The sequence below is a fragment of the Bradyrhizobium sp. CCH5-F6 genome (genome assembly GCF_001556045.1).
Lineage (GTDB): Bacteria > Pseudomonadota > Alphaproteobacteria > Rhizobiales > Xanthobacteraceae > Bradyrhizobium.
Genome location: NZ_LSIC01000115.1, coordinates 1 through 14,744 on the forward strand (window position 1 = coordinate 1; position 14,744 = coordinate 14,744).

General features: G+C 64.9%; 18 protein-coding genes. 12 read left to right on the forward strand and 6 right to left on the reverse strand.

The window, feature by feature from the left end; all coding sequences use genetic code 11:
- Positions 1–463, reverse strand: a 463-nt coding sequence (locus AX729_RS20435) for a flagellar biosynthetic protein FliO (RefSeq protein ID WP_197433636.1), incomplete at its 3' end; no start/stop codon positions are given.
- A gap of 352 nt (positions 464–815) precedes the next feature.
- Between AX729_RS20435 and flgB the strand changes: the two genes are divergently transcribed.
- The 9 genes from flgB to AX729_RS20480 all read left to right on the forward strand — a co-directional run bounded on the left by flgB (position 816) and on the right by AX729_RS20480 (position 9,233).
- Positions 816–1,220, forward strand: a complete 405-nt coding sequence (gene flgB / locus AX729_RS20440; protein ID WP_061026175.1) for a flagellar basal body rod protein FlgB — start codon at positions 816–818, stop codon at positions 1,218–1,220.
- 36 nt (positions 1,221–1,256) lie between these two features.
- Complete coding sequence (gene flgC, locus AX729_RS20445; protein ID WP_061026176.1) at positions 1,257–1,682, forward strand: flagellar basal body rod protein FlgC; 426 nt, start codon at positions 1,257–1,259, stop codon at positions 1,680–1,682.
- Between the two features lie 16 nt (positions 1,683–1,698).
- A complete protein-coding gene (gene fliE / locus AX729_RS20450) occupies positions 1,699–2,007 on the forward strand; it encodes a flagellar hook-basal body complex protein FliE (RefSeq protein ID WP_061026177.1) in 309 nt (102 codons plus the stop codon).
- 177 nt (positions 2,008–2,184) lie between these two features.
- Positions 2,185–2,448 (forward strand): flagellar biosynthesis protein FliQ, encoded by a 264-nt coding sequence (fliQ, locus tag AX729_RS20455; RefSeq protein WP_011088555.1) that lies wholly within the window; start codon positions 2,185–2,187, stop codon positions 2,446–2,448.
- A 14-nt stretch (positions 2,449–2,462) separates the two neighbouring features.
- Entirely contained in the window at positions 2,463–3,233 is a 771-nt protein-coding gene (gene fliR / locus AX729_RS20460; RefSeq protein WP_061026178.1) for a flagellar biosynthetic protein FliR, read from the forward strand.
- A 13-nt stretch (positions 3,234–3,246) separates the two neighbouring features.
- On the forward strand, positions 3,247–4,326 hold the full coding sequence (flhB, locus tag AX729_RS20465) for a flagellar biosynthesis protein FlhB (protein ID WP_061026179.1): 1,080 nt from the start codon (positions 3,247–3,249) through the stop codon (positions 4,324–4,326).
- Positions 4,327–4,480: 154 nt separating this feature from the next.
- Complete coding sequence (gene cckA / locus AX729_RS20470) at positions 4,481–7,060, forward strand: cell cycle histidine kinase CckA (RefSeq protein ID WP_061026180.1); 2,580 nt, start codon at positions 4,481–4,483, stop codon at positions 7,058–7,060.
- 200 nt (positions 7,061–7,260) lie between these two features.
- Positions 7,261–8,280: a Tim44 domain-containing protein gene (locus AX729_RS20475; RefSeq protein WP_061026181.1), complete on the forward strand. Its 1,020-nt coding sequence runs from the start codon at positions 7,261–7,263 to the stop codon at positions 8,278–8,280.
- A 245-nt stretch (positions 8,281–8,525) separates the two neighbouring features.
- The gene (locus AX729_RS20480) at positions 8,526–9,233 is read left to right on the forward strand and encodes a glutathione S-transferase (RefSeq protein ID WP_061026182.1); all 708 of its coding nucleotides are present in this window, start codon (positions 8,526–8,528) and stop codon (positions 9,231–9,233) included.
- 193 nt (positions 9,234–9,426) lie between these two features.
- Here the strand turns inward: AX729_RS20480 and AX729_RS40555 are convergent, their stop codons facing one another.
- Together AX729_RS40555 and AX729_RS20485 are read right to left on the reverse strand one after the other, a co-directional pair.
- The gene (locus tag AX729_RS40555) at positions 9,427–9,600 is read right to left on the reverse strand and encodes a hypothetical protein (protein ID WP_197433637.1); all 174 of its coding nucleotides are present in this window, start codon (positions 9,598–9,600) and stop codon (positions 9,427–9,429) included.
- 181 nt (positions 9,601–9,781) lie between these two features.
- Complete coding sequence (locus tag AX729_RS20485) at positions 9,782–10,255, reverse strand: hypothetical protein (RefSeq protein WP_061026183.1); 474 nt, start codon at positions 10,253–10,255, stop codon at positions 9,782–9,784.
- Between the two features lie 134 nt (positions 10,256–10,389).
- On the opposite strand from AX729_RS20485, the gene AX729_RS20490 reads away from it, so the two are divergent.
- The 3 genes from AX729_RS20490 (at position 10,390) to AX729_RS20500 (ending at position 12,689) form a co-directional block, all read left to right on the forward strand.
- Positions 10,390–10,599, forward strand: coding sequence for a hypothetical protein (locus AX729_RS20490; protein ID WP_245325295.1), 210 nt, complete (start codon positions 10,390–10,392; stop codon positions 10,597–10,599).
- A 6-nt stretch (positions 10,600–10,605) separates the two neighbouring features.
- Positions 10,606–10,875, forward strand: a complete 270-nt coding sequence (locus tag AX729_RS20495) for a type II toxin-antitoxin system RelE/ParE family toxin (RefSeq protein WP_061026185.1) — start codon at positions 10,606–10,608, stop codon at positions 10,873–10,875.
- Positions 10,876–11,033: 158 nt separating this feature from the next.
- Positions 11,034–12,689 (forward strand): fumarate hydratase, encoded by a 1,656-nt coding sequence (locus AX729_RS20500; protein ID WP_061026186.1) that lies wholly within the window; start codon positions 11,034–11,036, stop codon positions 12,687–12,689.
- A gap of 154 nt (positions 12,690–12,843) precedes the next feature.
- On the opposite strand, the gene AX729_RS20505 is transcribed toward AX729_RS20500, so the two are convergent.
- From AX729_RS20505 to AX729_RS20515, 3 genes are all read right to left on the reverse strand, one after another.
- Positions 12,844–13,764, reverse strand: a complete 921-nt coding sequence (locus AX729_RS20505) for an SH3 domain-containing protein (RefSeq protein ID WP_061026187.1) — start codon at positions 13,762–13,764, stop codon at positions 12,844–12,846.
- Between the two features lie 19 nt (positions 13,765–13,783).
- Positions 13,784–14,080 carry a hypothetical protein gene (locus AX729_RS20510; protein ID WP_061026188.1) on the reverse strand — a complete coding sequence of 99 codons (297 nt, stop codon included), beginning with the start codon at positions 14,078–14,080 and terminating at the stop codon, positions 13,784–13,786.
- A 105-nt stretch (positions 14,081–14,185) separates the two neighbouring features.
- Positions 14,186–14,740 (reverse strand): inner membrane-spanning protein YciB, encoded by a 555-nt coding sequence (locus AX729_RS20515; RefSeq protein WP_061026189.1) that lies wholly within the window; start codon positions 14,738–14,740, stop codon positions 14,186–14,188.
- Between the last annotated feature and the right edge of the window lie 4 nt (positions 14,741–14,744).

Below are 14,744 nucleotides of genomic sequence, written 5' to 3' on the forward strand. Positions count from 1 at the left end.
GGGCCGGGCGGCGCACCTCGTCGGCGAAGGATGGGCGCGCGGGCCGCGGCGGCGGCTCGGGCATATGCGGCTCGGGATGATCGAGCAGTTCCGGACGCGGCGCTTCGTCGGCCCAGCCGCCGGCATCGGGCATGGGGGCAAGACGCGGCGGTTCGGCGGCGTTCGGACGTTGCGGGAGCTGGTCGCGGCTGGGCGCGGCGCGAACGATATTGGGCTCGACGACGATGTCCGTTGGGCCGCCGATCATCAGCAGGTGCTCGACATTGTCGCGCCGGACCAGCACCAGCCGGCGCCGGCCGTCGACCGCGGCAGCGTCGATCACGGCGAGGCGGGGCATCCTGCCACGCTGGGTATTGGAGCCGATCCGGCTGCTGGCGAATCGGCGAACCAGCCAAGCAGCGACGCCGATCAACGCCAGAACGACGATGAACGCGACGATGAAGGTGATAGGGCTGCCTTGCATGCTTGTCCCCGACAAATGGCGCTTCTCTCGTGCCCGCGGTCAGATTCGCCAACCACCGGCATACGATGCCCCAAACTGCGATTTCTTAACGTTCCACGGCAAGTTTTGCCGTCCCCAACTCTTAATAACCTATGAATCGCCCGATCCAAAACGACTTCTTGCCCTGTGCACGCGCGGCCAAACGGTTGGGTTAATGCTGCTTTTCGCCGCGTAGAATCACGGGGGGCGAAATCATGTCCCGACCCGGGACATGCATGGCCGGCGTTCTTAACCAGCTGTTAACCATACAGGCGGCAAATTCTGCCTAGCTTCGGACGGTCAGGGTCCGCAAGAGGCGGAAGGAGCCGCGACGATGTCCATCAACGATATCCCGGAGCTTTCGGTGCTTCGGACCAAGATGCAGTGGCACCAGGAGCGCCAGCGCGTCCTGTCCGAGAACGTCTCCAATTCCGATACCCCCAAATTCCGGCCGCGCGACCTGGTCGAGCCGAAGTTCGACAAGAGCGGCGCGGTCACGGGCTCGATGGGGCCCCTGACGCTCACCCGCACCAGCGCCTCGCACATGACGCCATCCGGCGCGGCCTCCGCGTTCGACCAGAACAAGGACGCCGGTTTCGAGACCCGCCCCGCGGGCAATGCCGTCAATCTCGAGGAGGAGATGATGAAGGCCGCCAGCAACCAGATGGACTACGCAGCGGTCACCTCGCTCTATTCGAAGAGCCTGCGCCTGCTCAAGACCGCGATCGGCAAGGGCTAGGCGTGACCGGGGAACCAGGAGAGCCAGAGGTGCATCATGGCGAATGACAGCAGCGACTTTGCCCGCTCGATGGCGATCGCCACCTCCGGACTGCGCGCGCAGGCCGGGCGGATGCGGGTGATCTCGGAAAACATCGCGAATGCCGATTCGACGGCGCAGACTGCCGGCGGCGATCCCTACCGGCGCAAGGTTCCGACCTTCTCCTCCGCGCTCGACCGCACGCTCGACGCGCAGGTCGTCACCCTCGGCAGGATCAAGCCGGACCAGTCCAACTTCCGCGTCAGGTACGAGCCGAACAATCCGGCGGCGGATGCGAGCGGCAACGTCAAATATCCCAACGTGAATTCGGTGGTCGAGATGACCGACATGCGCGACGCGCAGCGGTCCTACGAGGCCAATCTCAACATCATCAGTGCGACGCGCCGGATGATCCAGCGCACGCTCGACATCCTCAAGAGCTGAACAGGACATTTGAGCCATGGCATCACCGACAATCGCCGCCAATGCTTACGCCAATCTCGCCCGCGTGCTGGAGAACAGCGGCGCCGGCAAGGGCAACGAGCCGAGCGGGCAATCCTTTGCTTCGCTGCTGAAGGACGCCGTCGGCAGCGTCATGGAGTCCGGCCGCAAATCCGATGCGCAGACGGTCGCGATGGCCGCCGGAAAGGCCAACGTGATGGACGTCGTGACGGCGGTCGCAGACACCGACGTCGCGGTGTCCACGCTGGTCTCGGTCCGCGACCGCGTGATCGCGGCGTATGAAGACATCATGAAGATGCCGATCTGATTCTTGGGCCGCTGGCGCTTGCCCCAAACGTCATTGCGAGCGCAGCGAAGCAATCCAGAATCTTTCCGCAGCGGCAGTCTGGATTGCTTCGTCGCAAGGGCTCCTCGCAATGGCGAGGAGGGACCGGACAATCCTCGCCGCGGTGGCGGGATGACAGTTGAACAAGGAATTCTGCAAATGACTGGACCCGAGACCCTCGACGTCGCGCGCGATGCGATCTGGACGATCGTGATCGTGTCATCGCCGCTGATGGTGGTCGGCCTGGTCGTCGGCGTCATCGTGTCGCTGTTCCAGGCGCTGACGCAGATCCAGGAGCAGACGCTGATCTACGTGCCGAAGATCCTGGCCATCTTCGCCACGATGCTATTGGCCTTGCCGTTCATGGCCGACTCGCTCCACGCCCACATGCTGCGGATCTCGTCGCGAATCATCGGTGGCTGAGGCACAATGCGTAAATGCGCATCGACGTCTCGCTGCTGCCGGCGCTCGCCGCTTCCTTCATGCTCGCCTTCGCCCGGGTGGGCGCGATGGTGATGCTGCTGCCTGGGCTCGGCGAGACCAACATTCCAACGCGGATCAAGCTGTCGATCGCGCTGCTGCTCACGCTGATCATCCTGCCCCTGCATCGAAACGCCTACCAGGTCGACATGGGCTCGCTCGCGCCGCTGCTGGTCCTGATGCTGCATGAGATCGCGATCGGCATCGTGCTGGGCGCGACCGCGCGCGTGACCTTGTCGGCGCTCCAGGTTGCGGGATCGGTGATCGCGCAGCAGATGGGGCTCGGCTTCGTCACCTCGGTCGATCCGACCCAGGGACAGCAGGGCGTGCTGGTCGGCAACTTCCTGACCATGCTGGGGGTGACGTTGCTGTTCGCCACCGACAGCCATCATCTGGTGATAGCAGCGCTGAACGACAGCTACACGATCTTCGCGCCGGGAGAGACCGTCTCGAGCGGCGACGTCGCCTCGCTGGCGACGCGCGCCTTCTCCGCAGCGTTCCGCCTCGGCTTGCAGCTTTCCGGGCCGTTTCTGGTGTTCGGCCTCGTCTTCAACATCGGGCTGGGTGTGCTGGCGCGGCTGATGCCGCAGATGCAGGTCTATTTCGTCGGCGTGCCGCTGTCGATCTTCGCGGGCTTCCTGGTGCTCGCCGTGGTGCTCACCGCGATGATGGGCACCTATCTCGATTACTTCATCGGTGTCATGCACCAGATGACGCCGCTCAAGTGACAGGGGTCGATCGATGGCGGAAGACAACGATCCCGAAAGTCAAACAGAAGACCCGACGCAAAAGCGCCTCGACGATGCGCTCGAACGCGGCGACGTCGCCAAGAGCCAGGAGATCAACACCTGGTTCATGATGGCGGGCGGCACGCTCGTGGTCTCGACCTTCTCGGGCTCGGTCGGCAGCGGCCTGCTGACGCCGATGCGCAACCTGCTCGCCAATTCCTGGATGATCAAGACCGACGGCAAGGCCCTGATCGCACTGATGCAGCAGATCGAATTCGCCGTTCTCGCGGCGATCGGCGTGCCCCTCTTCATGCTGATGCTGGCGGCCATCGCCGGCAACATGCTCCAGCACCGCCTGGTGTGGTCGGCCGAATCCCTGAAACCCAAGTTCAACAAGATATCGCCCGGCGCCGGCTTCAAGCGCATCTTCGGCAAGCAGGCCGCGGCCAATTTCCTCAAAGGCATCGGCAAGCTGGTCCTGCTCGGCGCGGTCATGACCATGATCCTGTGGCCGGAGCGGCATCGCATGGAGGCGATGGTCAGGCTCGATCCGGCCGCCATGCTCGGCGCCACGACCACCCTGACCATTCATCTGCTCGGCGCGGTGGTCGCAGCGCTCGCGATCGTCGCCATCGCCGATTATTTCTTCCAGTACCGAAGCTGGTTCCAGCGGCAGAAGATGTCGCTCCAGGAGATCAAGGAAGAGTACAAGCAGTCCGAAGGCGACCCGCACATCAAGGGGAAGATCCGCCAGTTGCGGCAGCAGCGCGCCAAGAAGCGCATGATGGCAGAGGTTCCCAAGGCCTCCGTGATCATCACCAACCCGACCCACTATTCCGTGGCGCTGTCCTATGAGCGCGGCATGACCGCGCCGATCTGCGTCGCCAAGGGCGTCGACAATCTCGCCTTCAAGATCCGGGAGATCGCGCGCGAGCACGACATCCCGATCGTGGAGAACGTTCCGCTGGCCCGCGCGCTCTATGCCACCGTCGACATCGACCAGGAAATCCCGACCGAGCACTATCATGCGGTCGCCGAGGTCATCGGCTACGTCATGCGGCTGAAGCGCGGATTCAGCGCCGGGCGGGGATAAAACTCCCGAAAGGTACCGGAAATGGCCGTATTCTGGGAATCAGCGTACCTTTCGCCCCTGCTGCCCTTGCACCTCAGGGTCCGATTGAGGCAGGGAGGACCCCATGCGCCCCGTAGCGCGTTGATTCTCTGCCGACAGGCTGCGCCAGCTTGATATGACCGTCGAAACCGACCACGACCTCACACGCGAGCCCGTTGCGGCGCACGAGCCGTCGCAGCGCTCGGGCAGCATCGCGCTGGTGCTGCTGGTGGCCGCCGGTCTCGTTGCGGTCGCCATCGGGCTGATGACGCTCGGGCGCGCGCAGGCGCAGCCCTACATCCTCGGCATCCTCGCCGTGCTGGCGATGGTCGGCCTGTTCAATCTGTTCGCCTTCGCCGCCGGCATCATCCGCTTCGCCGACCGCAATCTCGATGATCCGATCATTCGCCGTATCTCCGATCATTCGTTCGACGGGCTTGCAGTCACCGATGCGCGCGGCCACGTGGTTTATTCCAATGCCGCCTATCTGACCCTGACCGGCGCCACCAGCCCGCAGGACGTGCGCCCCGTGGAGCGCGTCTTCATCGGCAACCCCGACGTCTCCGAAGCGGTGTTCCGGCTGCTGAAGGCCGCCCGCGAAGGCAAGCGGCAGCAGGAAGAGGTGCGGATCTCCGGCCATGACGGCAGCCAGGGCCGCTGGTTGCGGATGCGGGTGCGCCCGCTCGGTACCGGCAAGCGCGAGGCGAAATATGCGGTGTGGTCGATCGCCGACATCACGCGCGACCGCGAGCGCCAGGAGGACGTGTTCCAGGAGCTGCAGCACGCGATCGAATATCTCGACCACGCGCCCTGCGGCTTCTTCTCGGTCAATCCGGCCGGCGAGCTCGCCTATGTGAACGCGACGCTGGCGAACTGGCTCGATTACGACCTCGCCGAGATCGGCTCGGGCGGCCTGAAGCTCACCGACATCGTCTCCGGCGACGGCGCCTCGCTGCTGACCTCGATCGTGGCGGTGCCGGGCGAGGTGAAGACGGAAATCTTCGACATCGACCTGCGCATGCGCAGCGGCAAGACCATGCCGGTGCGGCTCTATCACAAGCTCGCCTTCGGCGCCGACGGCGCGCCGGGGCCCTCGCGCACGCTCGTGATCAGCCGTGCCCGCGATGAGCGCAGCGATCCCGACCGTGCCGCCGAAGTGCGCTTCATGCGCTTCTTCGACCACACGCCGATGGCGATCGCGACCGTCGATCGCGCCGGCAACGTCGTGCGCGCCAATGCGCGCTATGCCAAGCTCGGACAGGCCCTGGGGCTGGACAACGCCTCCAAGTCGATCTTCCGCGCGGTCAATTCGCGCGACCGGCACCTCTTGATCGCGGCCATCAACCAGGCCGCCGAAGGCAAGGCCGACATCGCGCCGGTCGAGGTGGCGCTGGAAGGGGCCAAGGAGCGCTGGGGCCAGTTCTTCGTCACACCGGTCGATTCGGCCGAGAACGACGCGGAAGCCGCCATCGTGCACATGCTCGAAACCACCGAACGGCGCGCGCTGGAGAACCAGATCAACCAGTCGCAGAAGATGGAGACGGTCGGCCAGCTCGCCGGCGGCATCGCCCACGACTTCAACAACGTGCTCTCCGCCATCATGATGGCGAACGATTTCCTGCTGAATGCGCACAAGCCGACCGACCCGTCGTTCCAGGACATCATGCAGATCAAGCAGAACGCGACGCGCGCCGCGACCTTGGTGCGGCAGCTGCTGGCGTTCTCGCGGCGGCAGACGCTGCGGCCCCAGGTGCTCGATCTCGGCGACGCGCTGTCGGACCTCACCATGCTGTTGCGCCGCCTGATCGGCGAGAAGGTCAAGCTCGACCTCGTCCACGGCCGCGATCTCTGGCCGGTGAAGGTCGACGTCTCCCAGTTCGAGCAGGTGATCGTCAACCTCGCGGTGAACGCGCGCGACGCCATGCCGGACGGCGGCAAGCTGATCATCCGCACCGCCAACGTCGCCACCGAGGAGGCCGGCAAGCTCGCCTACAAGGGCATGCCGGCAGCGGATTACGTCCGGATCGAGGTCGCCGACACCGGCACAGGCATTCCCGCCGACATCCGCGACAAGATCTTCGAGCCGTTTTTCTCGACGAAGGAAGTCGGCAAGGGCACCGGGCTCGGACTCTCCACCGTCTACGGCATCGTCAAGCAGACCGGCGGTTTCATCTACGTCGATTCCGAGCCGGGGCAGGGCACATCGTTCCATATCTTCCTGCCGCGCCATCACGCCGAGCAGGAAGCGCAGGTCGAGCAGCCCGCGGCCGTCGCCAGCGCGGCCAACGGCGCCGCGAAGGAAGCCGCGCCGGCCGAGACCAAGCCGCGAACCGATCTCACCGGGCAGGGCACCATTCTGCTGGTCGAGGACGAAGAAGGCCTGCGCGCGCTCAACGCCCGTGGCCTGCGCTCGCGCGGCTACACCGTGGTCGAGGCCGAGAACGGCGTCGAGGCCATGGAGGTGCTGGAGGAGCAGAGCGGGGCGATCGATCTCGTCGTCTCCGACGTCGTCATGCCCGAGATGGACGGCCCCACGCTGCTGAAGGCGATGCGGGAAAAGAACCCCGACATCAAGTTCATCTTCGTCTCGGGCTATGCCGAGGACGCGTTCGAGAAGAGCCTGCCCGAAGGCCAGCAGTTCGACTTCCTGCCGAAGCCATTCACGCTCAGCCAGCTCGTGGCGGCGGTGAAGGAGACGATGACGAAGCAGGGCTGAGGAGCCTCAATGACAAGGAAAAAGCGGAATCATCCTCGCGAGAGCGCCGGTAACCCGCGACTTCGGTTCCCGCCCACGTCCCGTCAAGCCCCCGCCAAATATGGGCTTTTGCCACATCCCCGCGACTGAGGGCCGCAGCCACGGTTTCCGAAACCGGCTTCACTTTTCGGGAAGTCTGCCCATCTTAAGCGCACGTCCCCATGCCGGGGATTTGGGAAACGCACATGACTTTCTCCCGCAGTCTCTTCAAGACGCTTGCCGTCGTGCTGGCGCTTGCGCTGCCGACCGCGCTGACGATTTCGTCCGCCGACGCCCGCGCCGGCGGTGGCTTCTCGTCGGGGTCGCGCGGCTCGCGCACCTATTCGGCGCCTCCTTCGACCACGACGGCGCCGGGCTCGACCTCGCAGTTCAACCGCACCTATACCCAGCCGGGCGCAGGCATGAATTCTGCCGCGGCTGCGCCCGCCCGCGGCGGCCTCTTTGGTCGCGCCGGCGGCTTCATGGGCGGCCTGGCGGCCGGCTTCCTCGGTGCAGGCCTGCTCGGCATGCTGTTCGGCGGCGGCCTGTTCGGCGGCCTCGGCGGCCTGTCCTCGATCCTCGGCCTGATCATCCAGATCGCGCTGGTGGTCTTGGTGGTGCGGCTGGCCATGTCGTGGTGGCAGCGCCGTCACGCCCCACGGGCGGCTTATGCCAACGCCAACGCCAACGCTGACTCAGGCCCGGCGCCCGGACCGCAGACCAACTATCGCAGCGGTCTTGGCGGCGGTGGTCTTGCCGGTGGTCTTGGCGGCTTCGGCTTCGGTGCCAACAACGCGCCGCTCGAGATCAAGCCGGACGACTATGAGGCGTTCGAGCGCCTGCTCGGCGAGGTTCAGGCCGCCTGGTCGAACGAGGACGTGGCCAAGCTGCACACGCTCGCGACGCCGGAAATGGTTTCCTATTTCGAGCAGGACCTCACCCAGAACCGTGCGCGCAACGTCGTCAACAAGGTGACCAACGTCAAGCTGCTGCAGGGTGACCTCGCGGAAGCCTGGCGCGAAGGCGAGACCGACTACGCCACGGTGGCGCTGCGCTTCGCGCTCACCGACAAGACGCTCGATCGCAACACCGGCGCAGTCGTTGCCGGCAGCGAGCAGCCGGGCGAGGCCACCGAGATCTGGACGTTTGCCCGCAGGCCGGGCGCCGGCTGGGAATTGTCGGCGATCCAGCAGACCAACTGATCGCAAGCGATTTGGCAAGGAAGGGCGTCGTGCTCAGGCACGGCGCCCTTTTTCGTTGGGCCCATCTCTCTGCGTCATCGCGCGCGCAGCGAAGCAATCCGAAAGCCCTCCGCCGAACGTCTCTGGATTACTCCGCTGCGGTCGCAATGACGGAGGGTTTAGCGATAGCCGTCGCAGCGACGCTGACGGAACCTTGCGGCGGGTGATACATTGGCTTCGTCGCACCACGTTCACGGACCCCTCCCATGAAATACGAGCTCTACTACTGGCCCGAAATCCAGGGCCGCGGCGAATATGTGCGGCTGGCGCTGGAGGAGGCGGCGGCCGCCTACGTCGATGTCGCGCGCGGCCCGCGCGGGACGGCTGCGATGATGAAGATGATGGACGCGCACAAGGGCACGCCGCCCTTTGCGCCGCCGTTCCTGAAAGCGGGTAAGCTCGTCATCGGCCAGACTGCGAACATCCTGCTCTACCTCGGCGCCCGCCACGGCCTCGCGCCGAAGACGGAAGGCGGCAGGCTCTGGGTGCACCAGCTTCAGCTCACCATCTCCGACCTCGTCGTCGAGATCCACGACACCCATCATCCGCTCGGGCCGTCGCTCTATTATGAGGACCAGAAGGCGCCGGCGAAGAGGCGCACGGCCGAGTTCTGGGACGAGCGCGTGCCGAAATATCTCGGCTATTTCGAGCAGCTTCTCGCCGAGAGCGGCGGTACCTACGTCACCGGTCGCCGCCTGACTTACGTCGATCTCTCGCTATTCCAGATCGTCGATGGTCTGCGTTATGCCTTCCCGAAGCGCATGAAGGCGTTCGAATCGGATGTTCCGGGCCTCGTCGGCCTGCACGACCGCATCGCCGCGCGGCCGAACATCAAGGCCTATCTCGCAAGCGAGCGACGCATTCCCTTCAACGAGCAGGGCATCTTCCGCCGCTATCGCGAGCTCGACGGCTAGCCGGTCCGATTTGAGAGTGGTCAGCCCTGACCAGACGTCGGGAAAACGAAGATCGTTTTGTGCCACAGCAAGCGCGCGATCACGCGCGGGATCCCGGGATGGCAATCATGGTGCTGCTATCCGGCAAAGATGCGGCCAGACGCGCGAAAGGCCCGATCGACCGGATCGGACGCTTTGGCGCCGGCAAGTCTGGTCAGGCGATCTGATCGATCCGCGTGCCCTGACCCGGCGGCAGCGGCGCAGGCGGCTGCGGCTTATAGGTCGGACTCTCGTCCTTGACCTTGGTCTGAACGTCTTGCTGCTTGGTCGAATCGTAGTTCGGAACCACGATCGCGATCGGTGGGGGCGCAACGGTGGAAACCTTCATTCGCAAATCCTCACATATGGAAACAATCGAGCGTGGCCTGTGAGGAGCGAAATTTCCTTCAAGGCAATCGCTAAAATGCGAGGGATTTGCGCGGATCGATGCGCCGTCGTCAGCTTCCGTGCGCGCAAGATTTGAGAAAAGAGCCGCTCCCTCCACCGTCATGCGGAAACAGCGAGCGCTTCTATTCGTCCTTGCCGCGCGTGATCGCGATCGACGCCTCCGTCTTGGTGCGGGTGCATTCCATGTTGAGCCGGCGATAGCGCATGCTGACCTTGTCGCCGCGGAGCAGGCCCATCCGCTTCAGGCAGCGTGTCGCGCCCGTCGTGGTATCGTCCTTCGTCACGGTGAAGACGATCGCGGCCATCGATCCCACCAGCGCATAGAACTCCGGCTTGGGCTTGCGATCGCCCTTGGCGTAGAGCTCGATGGAATATTTGTCGCCGCGGCAACCCACGGATAGCTCCTTGGCCGCCGGATGCGTCAGGTAAACGACGTTGGCGGCGCGGAAGTTCACCTTGAGGCGATCGACCTGGTTTGCCAGCTCCTTGGCGCTGTCGTCGCAGCGATCGGCGCGCGCGGGAGAGACGAGGGCCACAAGGCCGGCGGTGGCGGCGGCGACCAGGATCGCGCCGCGGACGTTCAAGTTCAATGTCATGATGAAAAGCCCCTTAGTGCGCGCATTCAAGCGTCGGCGGGCCCGAAGCGCAAGGGCGGGGAACGGCCTTTCCACGTGCGGCGTGACTGTTCTCTCGCCTGCAACGTGCTATACTGCCCCGCATGACCAAGCTCATGGACGAGGCCATCCGTCAGGTGGCGCAGCTTTCCGAAGGCGAACAGGATGCCGCCGCCGGAGCATTGCTCGACTATGTCAAGCACATGCGGGCAATCCAGCTGACCGATGAGCAGATTGCCGAGGTGCGCCGTCGCCGGGCCGATCCGGATCGGAAACTCCTCTCCCTCGCTGAGGTGCGTGCGCGCGTCGAACGCTTTGGTTCTTGATGCACGATGGAGCTGATCTTCGATGATCAGGCGGTCGCTGACCTCGAAGGCATCTTCACCTGGATTTCGCAGGATAGCCCCGCCGCCGCCCGTAAGGTGACCGACCGGCTGCTCCAGAGCATCGAGCTGCCGACTTCCTTTCCCTTCATGGGGCACGTGGGGCATGACCCCGCGACATTTGAGTGGGTCGTGCCACGGTTGCCCTATGTCGTCGTCTATGAAGTCGACGCGGTACGCGCACGAGTTGTCGTCACTGCGGTATTTCACGGCGCGTAGTCCCGAGATCTCTGAGCGGAGCGCTTGCGTCTGTCTCCCGGCGGATTGGCCGGCAACTCCCTTTCATGCGATCCGCTCACTTCCCTTTGCGGCAAAAATGCTTAGAACGGCTCTAACGCCGGAACCGAGGGTTCCGCTCCCCAACCGACGAGCCGCCCATGAACGCTCCCACCGCCTTTCCCGACCAGTCGAAGCCCGTTCCGCCCTACAAGCACACTCCGCTGTTCCCGCTGGGCAAGGACGAGACGCCCTACAAGAAGATTTCGTCCGAGGGTGTCAGGGTCGAGAAGGTCCTCGGCAAGGAGATGCTGGTGGTGTCGCGCGAGGCGCTGCGGACCCTGTCGGAGGCTGCTTTCGGCGACATCAACCATTACCTGCGGCCCGGCCATCTGAAGCAGCTCCGCGCGATCCTGGAGGACGACGAGGCCAGCCCGAACGACAAGTTCGTCGCGCTGGACTTTTTGAAGAACGCCAACATCGCGGCCGGCGGCGTGCTGCCGATGTGCCAGGACACCGGCACCGCGATCATCATGGGCAAGAAGGGCTGCAACGTCATCACCGACGGCGACGACGAGGCGGCGCTGTCGGAAGGCGCGCGCGATGCGTATCTCCGCCGCAACCTGCGTTACTCGCAGGTCGCGCCGCTCTCGATGTACGAGGAGAAGAACACCGCCAACAACATGCCGGCGCAGTGCGAGATCTACGCCGAGGGCGACGACGCCTACAAGTTCATGTTCATGGCGAAGGGCGGCGGCTCCGCCAACAAGAGCTTCCTGTTCCAGGCCACGCCCTCCGTCCTGACCAAGGACCGGCTGCTGGCCTTCCTGAAGGAAAAGATCCTGACGCTCGGCACCGCGGCATGCCCGCCCTATCACCTCGCCATCGTGATCGGCGGCACCTCGGCCGAGCTCTGCATGAAGACGGTGAAGCTCGCTTCGGCCCGCTATCTCGACGCGCTGCCGACGCACGGCTCGCCGGACGGCAACGCCTTCCGCGACCTCGAGATGGAGCAGGAAATCCACAAGATGACGCAATCGCTCGGCGTCGGCGCGCAGTTCGGCGGAAAGTATTTCTGCCACGACGTGCGCGTGATCCGCATGCCCAGGCACGGCGCCTCGCTGCCGATCGGGCTTGGCGTGTCCTGCTCGGCCGACCGCCAGGTGCTCGGCAAGATCACCAGGGACGGCGTCTATCTCGAGGAGCTCGAGCACAATCCGGCGCAATATCTGCCGCAGGTCGAGCAGTCGCTCGGCGGCGAGGTCGTCAAGATCGATCTCAACCAGCCGATGAAGGACATTCTGGCGACGTTCGCGAAGTATCCGATCAAGACCCGGGTCTCGATGACCGGCACCATGATCGTCGCGCGCGATAGCGCGCATGCCAAGCTGCGCGAGCGGCTGGAGAAGGGCGAGCCGCTGCCGGACTATTTCAAGAACCACCCGGTCTACTATGCCGGCCCCGCCAAGACTCCCGAAGGCTACGCCTCCGGCGCATTCGGCCCGACCACCGCAGGTCGCATGGATTCCTTCGTCGACCAGTTCCAGGCCGCCGGCGGCTCGATGGTGATGGTGGCCAAGGGCAACCGCGCGCCGGCCGTGCGCGAGGCCTGCAAGAAGTACGGCGGCTTCTATCTCGGCTCGATCGGCGGCGCCGCCGCGAATCTCGCCGAGCACTGCATCAAGAAGGTCGAGGTGCTCGAATATCCAGAGCTCGGCATGGAAGCGATCTGGCGCATCGAAGTCGTCGACTTCCCCGCGTTCATCATCATCGACGACAAGGGCAACGACTTCTTCAAGGAGTTGAACCTGGGCTAGCTTTACATCGCCGCGCACGCGCGCAGAGATGTTGCATGGACCTTCGCAGGAGACCGTCATGCCCGGACTTGTCCCGGGCATCCACGTTCTTAGTGCTGCGAGCAAGGCGCGGATGGCCGGGCCATGACAATTCGGAAGCTTCCGCGGCCCTAGCCTAGCTGCAATTCGTGACCTGGTTGGAGCACAGCGCGCGCCACCAGCCGCGGACGCCGTCATGGCTCTCGACGAGGCCCCAATATCCGCTACAGGCGAGGAGCCGCTTGGGACCGCCGTCGACTTCGATCGGGCCGCCGAGCTCGTGCCGGGCGGGCATCCATTTGGCGTCGACGAAGGGGGCCTGGAACAGCCCGCCCATGCGCGTGGCGCCATTGGCATAGGCCGCCCCCACCTTGTTGGCTGCGACCCAGCCGCGCCCGGCATAGGGCTTCGGCGCGCTGCGCGGATATCTCTTCTCGTCCTCATAGTCCTTGCCGGGGGGCTGCGCGCCTTCGATCAGGAACCAGCCGTCCTTGAATCCGATGATGCGAAATTCGGTGAGCCAGCCGCCGTCGGGCGTGTTCTCGCTGCCGCCCAGCTTCAGCCGGTACGGCGGCGGCAGGGTGCCGAGCACGCGCGCTTTCACCGAGGGCTCGGCGCGCACGTTGAGGCCGTTCGGGTCCTTGTCGATGGACCAGGCGCCGAGAGCGCAGGGTTCGGTGCCTTCGGGCAGGGCTGCGCGCTTGGCGGCGAGTTCGGCATGCAGCTCAGTGAAATCGGTGTCATCGCCGTTCGGAGGCGGCTCGGTGCGCAGCTTCAGTTCCGCCGAGACCGCGCGTGCCTTATCCGCCGTCAGCGTGACCACGAGGGCCTGACGCGCAGCAAAGACGCTTCCCGGTATCTTCGCATCGTTCGATGCCGCCGGATATACGGCGAGATATCCCGTCGTGCCTTCGGTCCGGTAGGCGGCGCCAGCGACATAGCCCGCAGGAACCATGGCGAGCGCGCTTGCGCGCCACGCCGGTTCGGTGTCGTCCGCGCGCGCCGCCTGTGTCGCGACACACAGAGCCGTTGCCGCGATGAGACGGAGAATGCGCATGGTTGCCTGATACGCGGCTCTACGCCTTCGTGCCCGTGAACGGGAAGCTGCCCATCGGGCCGATGCCCATCTCGCCGCTCATGCTGTCGCCGGAGACCTTTCCGATGAACTCGAGCGTCAACGGCATCGGATTGGTGATCGAGACTTTCCAGTTGACGGCGTCGCCGCTGATGGTGCCGTCGAAGATCTCGGCGGTGTTGCCATCGGCGCCCTGCGTGCCCGTCAGCGTGCCGCCGGAGCTCAACAGGGTCAGCGTCGCCTGGCGCTCGCCCATCGGCGTGGTCATGGTCAGATTCCAGTTGCCGTCTACGGCCATTCCCGTCTCCCGAACAGATTTCGGCGGTCCGCGACGATCCGCGGCCCGTCCTGAGCGAGGCTATAGCCCAACTTGCGGTTCCTGCCTAACCCCGCGATAGGGCATTTAGGCGCGGGCGGCAGCACGACGGCGGCTGGTGACGATCAGGCGCAGAACGACGTATTGAAGCGCGAAGGCCAGAATCTTGCCGCCGCCTGCGACCACCGTGAGGTAGAACGCCCACAGCTTCAGATCGCCGGTCGATGCGACAGCGATCATTCCGAAGCCGATGACGAACATCAGCACCGCCCAGGCATAGCCCGCAGCCGTCACATATTCCGGAACGGTCTCGGTGACGATCGGCGGCATGTAGCGCAGCATCCAGCCGCGCTTGAGCATGATGAGGCCGATCGCGAAATGCGCGATCGCGGGCTTTGCCAGCATGAAGCGGGGATCATTGGTGAGCAACGTGATCGCGCCCAGTCCGACGACGAGCGCGAGGCTCGCATACGTCATGTAGTTGAGCTGCTGTCCCTTGATGCGGGCGTAGACCACTTGCGCGAACGCGCCGGCGATCGCTACCGACGTTGCCAGGATGACGTTGTCGGTGATGAGATAGACGACCAGGAAGAGGATGGCGGAGAAGAGGTCGGAGGCGAGGCGGGAGAATACGTCCTTCATCGTC

Coding starts and splice junctions, on each gene's coding strand:
- flgB (WP_061026175.1), top strand. CDS start 816: ATGTCCATCAACGATATCCCGGAGCTTTCGGTGCTTCGGACCAAGATG.
- flgC (WP_061026176.1), top strand. CDS start 1,257: ATGGCGAATGACAGCAGCGACTTTGCCCGCTCGATGGCGATCGCCACC.
- fliE (WP_061026177.1), top strand. CDS start 1,699: ATGGCATCACCGACAATCGCCGCCAATGCTTACGCCAATCTCGCCCGC.
- fliQ (WP_011088555.1), top strand. CDS start 2,185: ATGACTGGACCCGAGACCCTCGACGTCGCGCGCGATGCGATCTGGACG.
- fliR (WP_061026178.1), top strand. CDS start 2,463: ATGCGCATCGACGTCTCGCTGCTGCCGGCGCTCGCCGCTTCCTTCATG.
- flhB (WP_061026179.1), top strand. CDS start 3,247: ATGGCGGAAGACAACGATCCCGAAAGTCAAACAGAAGACCCGACGCAA.
- cckA (WP_061026180.1), top strand. CDS start 4,481: ATGACCGTCGAAACCGACCACGACCTCACACGCGAGCCCGTTGCGGCG.
- AX729_RS20475 (WP_061026181.1), top strand. CDS start 7,261: ATGCCGGGGATTTGGGAAACGCACATGACTTTCTCCCGCAGTCTCTTC.
- AX729_RS20480 (WP_061026182.1), top strand. CDS start 8,526: ATGAAATACGAGCTCTACTACTGGCCCGAAATCCAGGGCCGCGGCGAA.
- AX729_RS40555 (WP_197433637.1), bottom strand. CDS start 9,600: ATGAAGGTTTCCACCGTTGCGCCCCCACCGATCGCGATCGTGGTTCCG.
- AX729_RS20485 (WP_061026183.1), bottom strand. CDS start 10,255: ATGACATTGAACTTGAACGTCCGCGGCGCGATCCTGGTCGCCGCCGCC.
- AX729_RS20490 (WP_245325295.1), top strand. CDS start 10,390: ATGGACGAGGCCATCCGTCAGGTGGCGCAGCTTTCCGAAGGCGAACAG.
- AX729_RS20495 (WP_061026185.1), top strand. CDS start 10,606: ATGGAGCTGATCTTCGATGATCAGGCGGTCGCTGACCTCGAAGGCATC.
- AX729_RS20500 (WP_061026186.1), top strand. CDS start 11,034: ATGAACGCTCCCACCGCCTTTCCCGACCAGTCGAAGCCCGTTCCGCCC.
- AX729_RS20505 (WP_061026187.1), bottom strand. CDS start 13,764: ATGCGCATTCTCCGTCTCATCGCGGCAACGGCTCTGTGTGTCGCGACA.
- AX729_RS20510 (WP_061026188.1), bottom strand. CDS start 14,080: ATGGCCGTAGACGGCAACTGGAATCTGACCATGACCACGCCGATGGGC.
- AX729_RS20515 (WP_061026189.1), bottom strand. CDS start 14,740: ATGAAGGACGTATTCTCCCGCCTCGCCTCCGACCTCTTCTCCGCCATC.